The organism is Pseudoalteromonas sp. L1 (genome assembly GCF_021728095.1).
Taxonomy (GTDB): domain Bacteria; phylum Pseudomonadota; class Gammaproteobacteria; order Enterobacterales; family Alteromonadaceae; genus Pseudoalteromonas.
In genome coordinates, this window is sequence record NZ_JAKKCT010000001.1 from 716,790 (window position 1) to 730,601 (window position 13,812).

Annotated in this window: 16 protein-coding genes and 1 riboswitch; of the genes, 10 read left to right on the forward strand and 6 right to left on the reverse strand. The window is 39.5% G+C overall.

The window, feature by feature from the left end; all coding sequences use genetic code 11:
- Nucleotides 1–73: 73 nt before the first annotated feature.
- The gene (nhaD, locus tag L3V38_RS03325; protein WP_237118342.1) at nucleotides 74–1,321 is read left to right on the forward strand and encodes a sodium:proton antiporter NhaD; all 1,248 of its coding nucleotides are present in this window, start codon (nucleotides 74–76) and stop codon (nucleotides 1,319–1,321) included.
- A gap of 85 nt (nucleotides 1,322–1,406) precedes the next feature.
- Nucleotides 1,407–1,579, forward strand: a riboswitch (Lysine riboswitch).
- An 81-nt stretch (nucleotides 1,580–1,660) separates the two neighbouring features.
- Nucleotides 1,661–3,040, forward strand: coding sequence for a lysine-sensitive aspartokinase 3 (gene lysC, locus L3V38_RS03330; RefSeq protein WP_237118343.1), 1,380 nt, complete (start codon nucleotides 1,661–1,663; stop codon nucleotides 3,038–3,040).
- Here lysC and L3V38_RS03335 read toward each other — a convergent pair.
- On the reverse strand, nucleotides 3,017–3,757 hold the full coding sequence (locus L3V38_RS03335; RefSeq protein WP_237118345.1) for a 4'-phosphopantetheinyl transferase superfamily protein: 741 nt from the start codon (nucleotides 3,755–3,757) through the stop codon (nucleotides 3,017–3,019). The two genes, lysC and L3V38_RS03335, sit on opposite strands and share 24 nt — an antisense overlap.
- A gap of 148 nt (nucleotides 3,758–3,905) precedes the next feature.
- Here L3V38_RS03335 and L3V38_RS03340 point away from each other — a divergent pair, with 148 nt between their 5' ends.
- Together L3V38_RS03340 and L3V38_RS03345 are read left to right on the forward strand one after the other, a co-directional pair.
- Nucleotides 3,906–5,231 (forward strand): sodium-dependent transporter, encoded by a 1,326-nt coding sequence (locus tag L3V38_RS03340; RefSeq protein WP_237118346.1) that lies wholly within the window; start codon nucleotides 3,906–3,908, stop codon nucleotides 5,229–5,231.
- 219 nt (nucleotides 5,232–5,450) lie between these two features.
- Nucleotides 5,451–5,882 carry a hypothetical protein gene (locus L3V38_RS03345; protein WP_237118347.1) on the forward strand — a complete coding sequence of 144 codons (432 nt, stop codon included), beginning with the start codon at nucleotides 5,451–5,453 and terminating at the stop codon, nucleotides 5,880–5,882.
- 63 nt (nucleotides 5,883–5,945) lie between these two features.
- Here the strand turns inward: L3V38_RS03345 and L3V38_RS03350 are convergent, their stop codons facing one another.
- Nucleotides 5,946–6,929 (reverse strand): 2-hydroxyacid dehydrogenase, encoded by a 984-nt coding sequence (locus L3V38_RS03350; RefSeq protein ID WP_130150175.1) that lies wholly within the window; start codon nucleotides 6,927–6,929, stop codon nucleotides 5,946–5,948.
- Complete coding sequence (locus tag L3V38_RS03355; RefSeq protein ID WP_062569340.1) at nucleotides 6,895–7,410, reverse strand: redoxin domain-containing protein; 516 nt, start codon at nucleotides 7,408–7,410, stop codon at nucleotides 6,895–6,897. Before L3V38_RS03355 ends, L3V38_RS03350 begins: the two co-directional genes overlap by 35 nt.
- Nucleotides 7,411–7,524: 114 nt before the next feature.
- Here L3V38_RS03355 and L3V38_RS03360 point away from each other — a divergent pair, with 114 nt between their 5' ends.
- Entirely contained in the window at nucleotides 7,525–8,406 is an 882-nt protein-coding gene (locus tag L3V38_RS03360) for an NAD(P)-dependent oxidoreductase (RefSeq protein WP_062569339.1), read from the forward strand.
- Between the two features lie 45 nt (nucleotides 8,407–8,451).
- Here the strand turns inward: L3V38_RS03360 and sbcB are convergent, their stop codons facing one another.
- On the reverse strand, nucleotides 8,452–9,903 hold the full coding sequence (sbcB, locus tag L3V38_RS03365; RefSeq protein ID WP_237118348.1) for an exodeoxyribonuclease I: 1,452 nt from the start codon (nucleotides 9,901–9,903) through the stop codon (nucleotides 8,452–8,454).
- 126 nt (nucleotides 9,904–10,029) lie between these two features.
- On the opposite strand from sbcB, the gene L3V38_RS03370 reads away from it, so the two are divergent.
- Nucleotides 10,030–10,320, forward strand: coding sequence for an Arm DNA-binding domain-containing protein (locus tag L3V38_RS03370; RefSeq protein ID WP_237118349.1), 291 nt, complete (start codon nucleotides 10,030–10,032; stop codon nucleotides 10,318–10,320).
- Between the two features lie 16 nt (nucleotides 10,321–10,336).
- Here L3V38_RS03370 and L3V38_RS03375 read toward each other — a convergent pair whose 3' ends face one another.
- Nucleotides 10,337–10,753, reverse strand: a complete 417-nt coding sequence (locus tag L3V38_RS03375; protein ID WP_237118350.1) for a type II toxin-antitoxin system HicB family antitoxin — start codon at nucleotides 10,751–10,753, stop codon at nucleotides 10,337–10,339.
- A 48-nt stretch (nucleotides 10,754–10,801) separates the two neighbouring features.
- On the reverse strand, nucleotides 10,802–10,981 hold the full coding sequence (locus L3V38_RS03380) for a type II toxin-antitoxin system HicA family toxin (protein ID WP_237118351.1): 180 nt from the start codon (nucleotides 10,979–10,981) through the stop codon (nucleotides 10,802–10,804).
- Between the two features lie 356 nt (nucleotides 10,982–11,337).
- Here L3V38_RS03380 and L3V38_RS03385 point away from each other — a divergent pair, with 356 nt between their 5' ends.
- The 4 genes from L3V38_RS03385 to L3V38_RS03400 all read left to right on the forward strand — a co-directional run bounded on the left by L3V38_RS03385 (nucleotide 11,338) and on the right by L3V38_RS03400 (nucleotide 13,750).
- Nucleotides 11,338–11,919 carry a hypothetical protein gene (locus L3V38_RS03385; protein ID WP_237118353.1) on the forward strand — a complete coding sequence of 194 codons (582 nt, stop codon included), beginning with the start codon at nucleotides 11,338–11,340 and terminating at the stop codon, nucleotides 11,917–11,919.
- Between the two features lie 119 nt (nucleotides 11,920–12,038).
- A complete protein-coding gene (locus L3V38_RS03390) occupies nucleotides 12,039–12,713 on the forward strand; it encodes a hypothetical protein (protein ID WP_237118354.1) in 675 nt (224 codons plus the stop codon).
- An 85-nt stretch (nucleotides 12,714–12,798) separates the two neighbouring features.
- Nucleotides 12,799–12,972: a hypothetical protein gene (locus L3V38_RS03395; RefSeq protein WP_237118356.1), complete on the forward strand. Its 174-nt coding sequence runs from the start codon at nucleotides 12,799–12,801 to the stop codon at nucleotides 12,970–12,972.
- A gap of 397 nt (nucleotides 12,973–13,369) precedes the next feature.
- Nucleotides 13,370–13,750 (forward strand): hypothetical protein, encoded by a 381-nt coding sequence (locus tag L3V38_RS03400; RefSeq protein ID WP_054552631.1) that lies wholly within the window; start codon nucleotides 13,370–13,372, stop codon nucleotides 13,748–13,750.
- Nucleotides 13,751–13,812 lie beyond the last annotated feature (62 nt).

Below are 13,812 nucleotides of genomic sequence, written 5' to 3' on the forward strand. Positions count from 1 at the left end.
AGATACTGCTAGAATCCGCGCCGAAACACTCGAATTACAATTTTTACATTATTATAAAGGTTGTTCAAACACCATGGTAACCCCACTTATCCTAACCCTGATAGCGGTGGCATTTTTGCTTATCGTTATAGAGGATATTATCCATGTAAACAAGGCCAAAACGACGCTTTTTTTTGGCACTTTATGCTGGATTATCTTGTTTATCTCTCCAATTCATGGGCAAACCCCAGAAACTATCCAACATCAACTTGATCATAATATTTTAGAAATAGCGACGTTGTGGTTATTTCTTATGGCTGCAATGACCTTTGTCGCTTATTTAAACTCGAAAGGGTTTATTCAAAATATTGTTCATAAAATTATGCCAAATCAAATCAGTGAACGGAAGCTGATGTTTTTGATTGGTGGTTTTGCGTTTTTATTTTCATCGATTTCAGACAATATAACCGCGACTTTGATCTCGCTTGCGGTGGTGATGTCACTGAAATTAGACCCTAAAAAATTAATAAAATACGCAACCTTAATTGTATTTAGTGTGAACTCGGGTGGGGTATCGCTTATTACAGGTGATGTAACGACCTTAATGATTTTCCTCGATGAAAAAGTCACTATTGGTAACTTGTTATTACTTATTGTGCCTTCGCTTGCAAGCGTTGCGTTACTGGCTGTGATGTTATCAGCAGGAATGTCGGGTAATGTGGTATTTGAAAAGCAAATGGCTCGTCGTATTGAAAAAACCGACATTACCATTGCGGTTATCTTTTTCTCGACCATTATTGCCACGTTAACTTTGAGCGTGCTTTATAGTGTGCCGCCGTTATTAACCTTTTTATTTGGTTTATCACTGATGTTTTTGGTTGCGCAATTCTTGATGCGCAAAAAAGACGTAAACAAAAAAATCATCGATTATATTCGTGAGATTGAATACGACACACTGTTGTTCTTCGTTGGGGTGTTACTGTTAGTTGGTGCACTGAAAGAAGTGGGTGTGTTATCTCAATTTACACATTTATATGAGCTTATGGCTCCTGAGTATGCGAACTACTTGATGGGCTTGTTGTCGGCTGCGGTTGATAACGTGCCACTAACAGCTGCATTACTGAAAGCTGACATTATTATGAGCCCTCAGCAGTGGTTGTCATTTACCTATGCAACAGGAGTTGGTGGTTCAATGCTCATTATTGGCTCTGCCGCGGGTATTATTGCCATGAGTAAAGTCAAAGCATTAACGTTTATGAGTTACTTAAAAATGTCGCTGTATTTATTAATAGCCTACACAGCGGGTTATTATGGCTCACACCTAGCGGGAAGTTTTATTTAACACTTGACAGCTAGACGTCTAAACGATAACTTTCAAAGCCTGCTTTTAACAGCAGGCTTTGTTATTTTAACCAAGTGTTAACTTAACATTCAGAAGAGGTGCGATACTTAGGTAATTAATGTGAGGTGACGAACGCCAATGACCATTAATGAGGGAAGTACTCGCCGAGAAAAATAGCTGGACGTCACGGTTATTTTTCGGTTTATGGGGCTGAATCCTCAAAACTGTCACCAAACTAGGTGGAGAGCTTCTGGCATGGACTACTCTTTATTTTCAAAGCACCCCCTTGCCGAGTTCTTCTTGAATTACTGTGGATAGTTTTCCACAAAAGGAGACGACATGAATACCCAATTAGCCGCCAACACAAAATCAGATTACGTTGTTGCAAAATTTGGTGGCACCAGTGTAGCTAATTTTGATGCTATGAGTCGCTGTGCGGAAATTGTATGCGCAGATAACCAAGTACGTATTGTTGCTGTGAGTGCCAGTGCGGGCGTTACTAACCATTTAGTTGCATTGTGTAAACGTGATTTGAGCGCTGCTGAGCGCGATGAACACATCACGGGTGTTATTGCTATTCAAGAGAGTATTTTAGCTGAGCTATCGCTTGATGCCGATTTAGCTCATGGCTTTAATGAGACTTTAAGAGCATTTCAGGTGCTTGCGACTGAAGGGGTTAAATCAGCGGCAGAGCAAGACGAGCTGCTCAGTTTTGGTGAGCGCTTATCATCGTATTTATTTACGCAAGTGTTGCGTGGCCAGGGTTTAGATGCTGTGCGATTTGATGTGCGTAAAGTATTAAAAACAGATAGCCAATTCGCTAAAGCCACACCAAACATTGCTGCAACAGCTGCTGCTGCAAAAAAACATTTAGTGCCATTGTTAGCTGAGCAAGTTGTAGTAACACAAGGGTTTATTGGCAGTGATGAATATAACCAAACAACGACTTTAGGCCGTGGCGGCTCAGATTACAGTGCGGCATTACTAGCAGAAGCAATCAACGCAAAGAGTGTGCATATTTGGACGGATGTGGTGGGTATTTTCAGTACTGATCCGCGTTTATGTGTAAAAGCTACACCTATTGCAAGGCTAAGCTTTGATGAAGCTGCTGAAATGGCTACCTTTGGGGCAAAAGTGCTTCACCCAGCTACTATTTTACCAGCAAGCCGTAGTCATATTAGTGTGTTTGTTGGTTCGAGCCGTGAGCCACAATTAGGCGGCACATGGATTGAAAAAGAAAAGTCAGAGCAGCCAGGTATTCGAGCAGTCACACAGCGTAAGAACCAAATTCTTTTAACGGTTAAAAGTCCAGAAATGCTTCTTGCGAGCGGTTTCTTAGCGCGTGTATTTACTATCTTAAGTGAATTTAATATTTCGGTTGATTTGGTTACTACCTCAGAGATCAGTGTGGCAATCACGTTAGATAACGCACCGAATGCATCACGTCCTGAGCTGGATCAAGCCTGTTTAGATAAGCTTTCTGAGTTTTGTCATGTGTCGGTTGAGAATAACTTAACGCTGGTGGCTCTAATTGGTTCTGAGATTCAACTACGACAACAAGAGACCAACTTGATGCAAGTATTGAGTGATTTTAATATTCGTTTAATTTGTCATGGTGCAAGTAAACATAACCTGTGCTTTTTGGTGGAGCAGGGCGAGTCTGACCTTGTTGTTCAAGCTATTCATAGTCGATTATTAGAAAGCCAAGTCGCGGCATAGGTCGTTAAAGTTAATAAAAGAGCACTGCCAGTCAGTGCTTTTTTGTGCCACCACGCTTATGTCAAAATCATTCAGTGTGTTACTTGAGGCCGTGAGGTTATGTTTTTCGATTTCAGTAAACACATTTGGGCTCAAAAGTTTAGCGATAGGTTGTGATGTTGCTTTGGCAAGTGCTTCTTTCAGTGTCCAAATCCTAAAAAAGCATCCAGCTTGCTCATTTATATCGCAAAAGCTACTTATTAAATTAACTTCATTGTGATCGTAAAAATGTTTGGCGAGCTTCACAAAAGGGCGTGTTTTCGAACAGTGTTCTATATCAAAACCAAATTGATTTTGCTCAGGGTTTAGTGCTGCACCAATAAAACCACGGGAATGTGATAAGCAGGCCCAAATTGGTTCACTTACAGGAAAGTGAAGCTTCAATTTGTTGTCTACGTCATCAAATTGGCTCGAAATTGCGCAAAGTGGTGTATTTTTGAGTAAAGGAATGCTGCGTTTTAGTAAATACTTAAGTACTAAGCGCGTGGCAATATACTCTTGCTTAGCGGCTGGCATTTTGCGTTTTGTAAGTACACTGAGTTCGAATTCACTGAGTAACTTTTCAACGGGCAAGGTGCTGATATCGATACGTGAAGCATCCATAAGTACAACTTGTTTATCAGTTGAACTTAGCGCCGAATCAATTTTTAAGGTGTTAGAAAAATAGTGACTGCTCATGGTTTGTGGCTTTTACGAAACCCTACAATTAGATTTGTTTATTTTTACAGCAAATGCTCTTGTATGGGCACGAACAAACGCAAATTGTTTACGCAGTTGACTGTAATTATGGTTTAATGAGGAAAAATAATAACAGAAATGTAGATGTATGGCACAAGTTCGTGATGGCTTCCAAAGTCGTATTGGTTTTGTACTTGCCGCTTCTGGTGCGGCAGTAGGTTTAGGTAATATTTGGGGGTTCCCAACGCAGGCGGCAAACCATGGCGGCGGTGCATTTTTACTTGTTTATTTTATCGTTATTTTCTTGTTAGCACTTCCTGCTTTATATACTGAGCTGTTTTTAGGCCACCAAGCGCAGGCTAACCCAGTTAAAGCGCTATCAAGTGCATGGCAAGACACCGCACCCAAAGTGGGAGCAGCAGCCGGCTACATAGGCCTGTTTGGTGCTGTTGTGATGCTGAGCTTTTATTCAATCGTTGCAGGTTGGATGCTCGCGTACGCACTTGAACCAATTGCCAATTTTTTTGGTCTGACTGAGTTAAGTCATTTTTTACATAGTGATTCAATGGCACGCAACTTTGTGTTTACGCCATTGATGCTTATTCTAACCGCAAGCATTATTTTAAAAGGGGTTAAATCAGGTATCGAAACCTGGTCACGCCGCTTAATGCCATTATTGTTAGTATTGCTAGTGGCTTTAATTGGCTACATAGGCACCCTAGATGGTGCAATGGATGGTTTTGCTGCTTATTTAGTGCCTGACTTTAGCCAAATTCTCGATGCGAACTTAATTATTGCAGCAATGGGGCAGGCGTTCTTTTCATTGTCGTTAGGCGTCGGCTGTATGATGGTTTACGGCTCATATTTAAAGCCTGATGCGAACTTACCAAAACTAACTGGCACCGTTGCATTACTTGACACGGGTGTGGCATTTTTAGCAGGTTTATTGATTATTCCGGCTATTTTTGTTGCCCAGCATAACGGCGTAGAAGTGTTTAGCGGCGGTAAGTTGGTAGGCGAAGGACAGTTAATTTTTGCTATTTTACCTGAGCTATTTAGCACTATGGGGCAAGTAGGCTTAGTGGTTGGTTTATTATTTTTTGTGTTGATGTCGATTGCATCGGTGACCTCAACCATTTCATCAACCGAAATTCCAGTCGCATTTTTAGTTGAAAACCACAGTATTGAGCGTAAACAAGCAACTTTATTTGTTACCTTAGTGGTGTTTATTGCTTCATCGCTGATCATCCTTAACTTTGATTGGTTATTTGGCTTAGTGATTATGGTGCTCACGCAGTACCAATTACCCTTGATGGGACTGTTCTATTTCATTACTGTTGGCTGGTTATGGCAGCGTGGTAATAAATTGCATCAAGTATCGAGTGGCCCACATTATTGGTTTGCTCAGTACATTCGCTTTGTCTGCCCGTTATTGATGACGGCGGTATTTGTGAACGTGGCGTTGTTGCAGTAAAAATTAATACTTACTGTAAGTTATAAGATTATTTTAGTAGAGTCCTTCGCTAGTTACAGAAGAGGATGGCAGTTATTCATACAATCACACACACTTTATAGATGCACTTAAAGAGTTATCGCAAAAACAATAACGCATTATTTGCTAAAAGGGATATAAATTAAAGGAGCTGATAAGGGAGGATAAGCTTTGCAAACATTAATGAGAAAAAGGAAGAGAGTGAGCTTCAAACTGCTAAACAGCCTCCTATATAGGCTATTATTTGGTGGTATGTTTGCTTACTATTTGGCAGAGTTTGCGGAAAAGCCATTTGTGATGCAACTCGGCTTTATCGTTGTGTGTTGTATAATTTCTATGATTGTAGATTATTGGATGCTAAAGCCTAAGAGCTCTGGTGAGGTGGCAATCGATGATGGTGAATTACTGTTATTAGGCGTTAAATTAAACATATCTGAAGTGACAGAAATTCTCTACTCTCAAACCAAAAGGTTCGAACATACGGTAAGGTTTAGTTTTAAAAATCACACTTACCAAGACTTCGAGCTTGCTTCTTCTGATCTAATTGACGATTTGCGTTTCTATGATTTCTTGGTTAAACACCAATTACCAGTAAAAATGCTCGATAATAGCGAAAGACTAAACGAACAATAATTAGTAACAAGGTCTAGTAGTAAACAGCTAGGCCTTTTTTATTTTTAAAACTTAACTCTTTACTTAAAGAACCTCATTCGTTAATGGTAAACCTTGGCTAAGTTCGTTGGCACTTTGTAATGTTGTGCAAGCAATTTCGCTAAGCGCTTCTTGAGTGAAAAAACCTTGATGCCCAGTAACAAGCACGTTTGGAAAACTAACCAAGCGAGAAAAAATGTCATCCTGCATGATTTCTTCGCGGTGATCTTTAAAGAAAAGCTCTGACTCTTGCTCATAAACATCAAGTCCTAAGTGACCGAGTTTTTTGGACTTAAGTGCTTGAATACATGCTTGTGTATCGAGCAGTGCACCACGAGAGGTGTTAATCAGCATGACACCGTCTTTCATTTTTTCAAATGCCTTGGCATCAATTAAGTGATGAGTATGTTCGTTTAGTGGGCAATGCAAGGAGATGACATCACTTTGCGTGAGCAGTGTGTCTAAGTCGCAAAGTGTGTAATCGCCTTTTTTAGCGACAGGATCGCACACTAACACTTTTGCACCGAAACCATTTAAAATATTCACTAATGCTAAGCCGATTTTACCGCAACCTATAATACCGATGGTTTTTTGAAACAGGTTAAAACCCAGCAGGCCATTTAAATCAAAATTTCCTTCGCGTACTCGGTTAAAGGCTTTATGGGTTTTTCGGTTGAGTGTTAGCATAAGTGCTACACAATGCTCAGCAACGGCCTCAGGGCTATAAGCTGGGACACGACAAACCTTGATGTTGTGCTCTTTGGCGGCTGCTAAATCAACATTATTAAAACCCGCACAACGTAATAATATGGCTTTAATACCTAAAGTGGCCATATTGGCTATGACATCTTTATCGACAGTGTCGTTTACAAATACGCACACTGCATCAAAACCATGGCATAGAGGTGTTGTGGCACTGTTGAGAGATTGCTCAAAATAACTGAGCGAAACTGACTCAGCGTATTCCGTTAGATTCCTTTCAAAAAACGGTTGTTCATACTTTTGCGCACTGAATAAGGCCAGTTTCATCATTTAAATTACTCTCTATCACCATTTTGAGGGCTTCAGGTTTAGTGCGCGGGGCATATCGCGCAACAAGTTGACCCTCTGAGTTTATAAGAAATTTGGTGAAATTCCATTTAATTGCGCGGTTTTGCGCAATTCCGCGGGTATGGCATTTTAAATAATTAAATAACGGATGCGCCTCAGGCCCATTGACTAATACTTTATTAAAAATAGGAAAGCTAACATCAAAATGCTGTTGGTAGAAAGTCTGTAGCTCCTGCCCATCTAACGGCTCGTTATGACCAAACTGATTACAGGCGAAAGCAAGCACTGTAAATCCGCGTCCTTGATACTCATTATAGAGTTTTTCAAGGCTGGCCATTTGCATTGAAAAGTTACATTTACTGGCGGTATTTACGATAAGTGCTGTTCTTCCTTTTAACGATTCAAGGCTGAAATTTTCACCGGATGTAAGCTGGGCATTGAAACGATATATACTATCCATGTTTTACCTGTGTGTTTTTAAACGGTTTAAATGAACTTTTTTTCATTCGCTTTTTAGTTATTCGATTGAGATAATGAAATTGTTACTAATTTATCACTCAAATAGGTCAGTTTTATGTCAATGAAAGTCGCCTTCATCGGATTAGGTGTAATGGGTTACCCTATGGCAGGTCACCTTGCCAACGCAGGTCACAACGTGACTGTTTACAACCGCACTACAGCAAAAGCGCAAAAGTGGGCTTCAGAGTATCAAGGTCAATATGCTCAAACACCTAGTGAAGCTGCAAAAGGCGCTGAAATTGTATTTATGTGTGTGGGTAATGATGATGACCTACGGTCAGTTGTTTATGGCGACAAGGGTGTGCTTGCGGGCATGGAGTCTGGGAGCTATTTAGTTGACCATACAACGACTTCGGCCGAGGTAGCCCGCGAAGTGGCGACTCAAGCGAAACTACAAGGTGTTGCATTTTTAGATGCGCCAGTTTCTGGCGGCCAAGCGGGAGCAGAGAATGGTGTATTAACCGTGATGGTCGGTGGCGACGAGACTGATTTTAATGTTGTTCAGCCTGTTATGGCTGCCTTTAGCCGCTTTAGCCAATTATTAGGCGAAGTAGGCTCTGGTCAGCTTTGCAAAATGGTTAATCAAATTTGTATCGCAGGTGTGGTACAAGGTTTAGCGGAAGGTTTGCACTTTGCTAAACAAGCGGGTCTTGATGGTGAAAAAGTGATCGAAACTATTTCAAAAGGTGCTGCAGGCTCATGGCAGATGGAAAACCGCTACAAAACTATGTGGGCGGGTGAGTACGAGTTTGGGTTTGCTGTTGATTGGATGCGTAAAGATTTAGGCATTGCGCTTGATGAGGCAAAGGCAAACGGCGCAACCTTGCCGATGACAGCCACGGTTGATCAATACTATGCTGATGTACAAGCGTTAGGTGGCGGCCGCTACGACACCTCAAGCTTGTTGGCACGTATTGAAGCGTTACATAAAAAGTAACGTGATATTGTTTATAAAAAACGCGACAAAATGTCGCGTTTTTTATTACATGCTTTGTGCGTAATTGTACAACGCTTTTAAAATATGTAGATTTTTTTCGTTATCATCATTTTCATGAGCTAGGTTTTCAAGGGTGATCATGAAATCTTGCGCACTAATTGATGGGCTATCTTCACCGTGCATTAGCTTGTTTTGACAATATTGACGCCATGTAGCCAGCTCATCTTGGCTAAGAGTTTGTGGCCAGTTTCGAGCGCGATATCTAAATAGTAAGGTGGCAAACTTTTTGTCATCGAAATCAAGTTGCATCGAGGCTAGTTGCTCAGGGCTTGCATCGCGAATAATGGCAAACTTGGCTTTATCTGCATTGCTTGTAAAGCCATCATAAAGTTGGTAGTCAGGGTTTTGGTTTTCACTAAAATCACGCTGCCCATTAAAGACCTCGGTTACTTTGTCGCGAAGTTCAGTATTCGCTTTTAAGATAGCCAAGTTTTGTAGGCACTTTTCGCGGTCAATGCCTAAACGCGCTGCGTTTTCAGGTAACAAGGTTTTTGCTGGCGCAAGAATAGGGCATTTATTTAGGTGTACGAGCTTTAAGCCCACCGGTGCTTCGTCTTCACCAAGATCACTGTGTTTGGTATAAAGCCGAGTGCGTAACTCCTCGACCGACAAATCTAATAACACCTGTGGATCTTCAGTTAAGTTAAAGCAAATAATGGCGTTTTTGTTCACCGGATGAAAGCTCATAGGTGCAATCCAGCTAGTGCAGCCTTGGCTTGCAGGAATGCGTGATGAGGTATGCACAAGTGGTGTCATGTTAAATACGTCGACTAAATCAGCGAGCGCTTTTTTAGAACGTAAGCTGAAGAAAAACTGATAAAGCTTAGGCTGTTTTTCTTTTATAAGTTTCGCAAGCGCAATCGTTGCTGTTACATCACTCAATGCATCGTGAGCTGCGGCATGTTCTATGCCATTGGCAACCGTTAGATGTTCAAGTTTAAAACTAGGCGTGCCGTCTTCTTTAAGTGGCCATTCAATACCTTCAGGGCGCAGTGCGTAACATGCACGTACTAAATCAATAATATCCCAGCGGCTGTTATTATTTTTGTACTCTCGCTCGTAAGGGTCATAAAAGTTACGGTATAGACTATAACGTGTTACTTCATCATCAAAGCGAATACTGTTATAACCAGCTACACAGGTATTAGGTTGGCTAAACTCGGTATGAATTTTTGCCATAAACTCAGCTTCGACTAAGCCTTTTTGCATTGCAATTTGTGGCGTGATACCTGTGATCAAACAGGCTTCTGGATGCGGTAAGTAATCGGCAGCAGGCTTGCAATACTCAATTAACGGTTCACCAATAATATTTAAATCTAGATCAGTGCGGATACCTGCAAACTGACTTGGGCGATCTTTTTGTGGGCTAGCCCCAAAAGTCTCGTAGTCGTGCCAGTAGATTGTTGGTTGGTTTTCGTAGTATTTTGGTTCACTCATTCTGTCTCTTAGCCCTTTAAAATCATAGGTTTTGGCTGTTTTGTTCTTTTTTGTTATCTATTCGAATACGTTGCAATATCTACATGGTGTGTATAAATTTTTTGCTAAGTGTGTATAAAGTATTAAATGGCAATCAGCGACACTAAATTAAGAAAGCTGCTATATAAAAACCAAACACCACAAGTATTATCGCATAGAGATAGTTTGAGTGTAAGGGTATCAGCTAAAGGTGTAATTACTTGGCAGTATCGTTGCCGAGTTGATGGAAAACAACTAATTATATCGTTAGGTCGATATCTTGGGCTGAACCTTAAAGAAGCGCAAAAATACATACCTTTATTTCAGAACTGGCTAAGTAAAAAGAAAGCGCTCTGTTTAGCGCTTAAATTAACTTTTAATATTAGTTTGAAGCCATAAGTTAAGCGTCCTTAACTTATGGTGCAGAAATATTTTGTATTTCGTGCATAGCCGCTAACTGTAAAAAGTTTGAGCGACTCTTATAGTGTGGATGTGCTTTTACTAAATCATCAATTTGTTTAGTAAGTAGATTCGGTAGTGTGACATTAATTTTACCAGCCTTGCCTAAGTAAGGTTCAAGATCAATATCAACCAATGCCCACACCCAGCCTGCAAACTCAGGATTATTGATGTGATCATCAATATTACTGGCTTGTGGTGGTAAAATACCGTCTTCGGCTAGAAGCTCTAAATGAGTGTCGAGCGCTTCTTTGGCATTTAGTAATGCTTGCTCAAAAGAATCACCCGCACTATAACAGCCTTGAACGTCTGGAAACACTACGCCAAATGCTTCTGTACTTGTGCCTTTCTCAATTGCGACTGGATATAACATCGCTATTCTCCTAGTGTTACGTCTATCTACAGTGATAAGGAAATAGGATTAAAGCCCTGCATCTTTTAGTATTTTTGCTACTAACCCTTTGCCTAAATCTTTCTTTGGGTGAGGTACAGTGAGCAGGTTGCTATAGTTTGGATGTCTAAAGTGATGATGACTACCTTTCACTCTAACTTCCTGCCAACCCGCTTGTTCTAGCTTTTTGATTAAATCCTTGCTATTCACAGTAGCTCGCTATACGTTTGCAAAGTAGGGTTACTGTAACCCTAGCTGACGATAGTGTCAATTTTTATAACTCCAATAACCCTGTTTGTTTTTTAGATGTATTAAACCAATTAACTTTAAGTGCTGTTCATGAGGTAATTTTTGGGTTGGGTTTGGGAGTGCTTAAATGGCTGTGTAGATTTATTCAACCTAAATTACTTGATTGTATTCTTGTACCCTAAATGGCACTGCTACTATTGGTGAAGGGTTAGGACGGACTGATATTATAGAGTTACTCAGAGATATCGGTGACGAACTCCAAAGTGGTGACTTCCCAATTCATGAAGAATTATCAAATATGATACCAGGATAATAAAATGAATAGCTTTGATAAAGTTTATGCTGTAAGTGTTAACGCAGGCGAATACTTACTATTACAGGAAACAATGCTTGAGCAATCAATGCAGCTTACTAACAATGATATATATACCTTTAACGGTGAAGCTAAAGACAGCGGTTGGCGCCCAGTTGATGTTGATTGGTTAATAGTTGAGGGTGAGACGCCAACTAACAAACCAGATATTGCTGGCTGGGGAGCAATGGCTTTTGCAATACCTGCCTCTCTTAAAGATGAGTTTGAAACTACACTCAAAGAATGCTGTGAGTTTTTACCTTTAAACCTCAATGGTGAAAAATGGTTTGCTTTAAATATTTTAGGTCAACAAGAGGCGATAAATGAAGAGCACACTGAGTACAATATGAAAAATGGGCGCATAAACCGAGTAAGACGCTTTAAAAAGCTAACCTTAAGTAAAGATAAAATTATACAAGGTGGTTTATTCAAAGTGAAAGGAGCTGGTATATATACTTTTTGTACTGATCAAGAAGGTAGTTTGTACGACTTGGTTAAACGCAATAACCTCGAAGGATTAAAGTTTACTGAAGTTGATGCGTTCTAGATGCCTTATTACAGCTATTCAAACTTGTCCTGTTAATCTAAAAATGTTCAAAAATAAACCTCAAGCTTTTTAAAAATTAAGCCGATAAAGGGGAGTGTTCAATTTTAAACGGACTTTTTATGAAAATTAACACCAATTCACCTCCTATACAATTAGAAAGAAAAGTAACCCTTTTTGAAAACATTAATGGCGAAAAACAAGAAGCGCTTTCCTCAGAAGTAAAACAAAATAGCTTAGATGGCAAAGAGATAAGTCTGCAAGATCCTAAAGTTAAAGATGAAAAAGAAACTAAGCCTTTTGACTCATCGTTGAATAAGAGCAGTGCATATGAAGAAATCTTTAAATTAAAAGAGTTAGACTTTTCTAATATGAGTATAAAAGAGCTTTATAACATCGTTAAAAATGTAAATGAGGTAGAAAAAAAATATGCAAGAACATATGGTGATGACGAACCTGTTAGACTTGGTAAATCAGGAAACCCCATAATATCTAGGCATACAGAGGATATGAATAGCTTGGAGGCTAAGCTAAGCATACTTTCCTATGGTAAAGGAAACATAGATCCAGATAAAAAAATTAATGTTATGGAGTACTTTTCTAGTAGTTCAGAGGAGTTAGACAGTCTTACGAAGGAATTTCCTGACAACCCGAATTATCAAGTTAGAGCCTCTTTTATGAAAGAAATTATTAATACATTTGATAAATTTATATCAGATGATTCTTTGGATTTGTATCAAGAAAAAGCGACTTTGTTGTTAGCAGATAAAATTGAAGAAGTAGATATTTTCGTTTAAAAAGGCACACATTGAAAATATTGAAGAATTGGATTGCTAAGCATTAAAATTTAATGCGTGCATGTAAATTAGCTGAACAGTCCATATGTTTTCACAATTAGAGCTTAGATTAATAAAAAGCACACTTAAAGATAGAGCTGAAAAAGAAACAGTGGAGCTTAAACATCTTGATGAAGATAGTGATGAATATATGGAAAAGGCTAATGATTTAATGGTGCTTGATACATTAATTTCTAAAATTGAAAAATCGCAAAATTAAAGTGAATAAGTCTTAACTTGATCTGTCAGGTTTGATTGTTAGAACACAGTCAAATCTGACAGTTGCACTTGTGCTATTTTAGGGCGTTCGGCTTTTACTCTTCTTTGCCCTAAAAAGAGTTAGCCTAATTGCTCAAACGGTCTTCTTTGAACAAATAGTGGACATTGAAAATTTTCTTTTGATACAGTTTTTATATTTAAAATTTACAACTTTCCCCTATATTCAGGAAAATGAGCAATTTGCGCATTCTTGTCATAAGACCACTTTACCAATTTAAATTATTTTGTTAACTAGCAAAAGGTTAGCTAATTTGATAAAAACGTAGTAATCAGAAAAGTGAGCAGTTACGTGGCAGAAATATGCGCGATTTGCGCACTATTAAATTGTTAGGTGTTTCGTGAGAGTCGAGGCGATAAATCAATTCGTTGGATGTATTGAACGTCTGCTAAATGGAGAACAAATAGATCTCTACGGTGAAAGTGTGTCTTCATCATTTGAATACATTGCTGCAGAAATATTAACGGAACAGCTCATAGAAGGGATTTGGTACGATGGTGTATCAAACATGGTCGCTAATGTCGAAAATTCAAATAGAGTTGTGTTTTCTGGCTACATGTATGTTTGCCTAAATCAGGAAAAATTCTGGCAAGAGCCATTCAAAGCCGTTGTTAAAGATGAGAGAGTCTCACACAACGGGGTAAGGGTTTACGTGAAAATAGGAGAGTTAGAAGGTGAAAAGGAACTACTATCAATGGAATGGCACTATAGAAACACCTAACAAACCGCTGTAGACGCACGTGGAGCGTGCTGGGACAAAAACACGTGGGCTGTCCTCGCTTC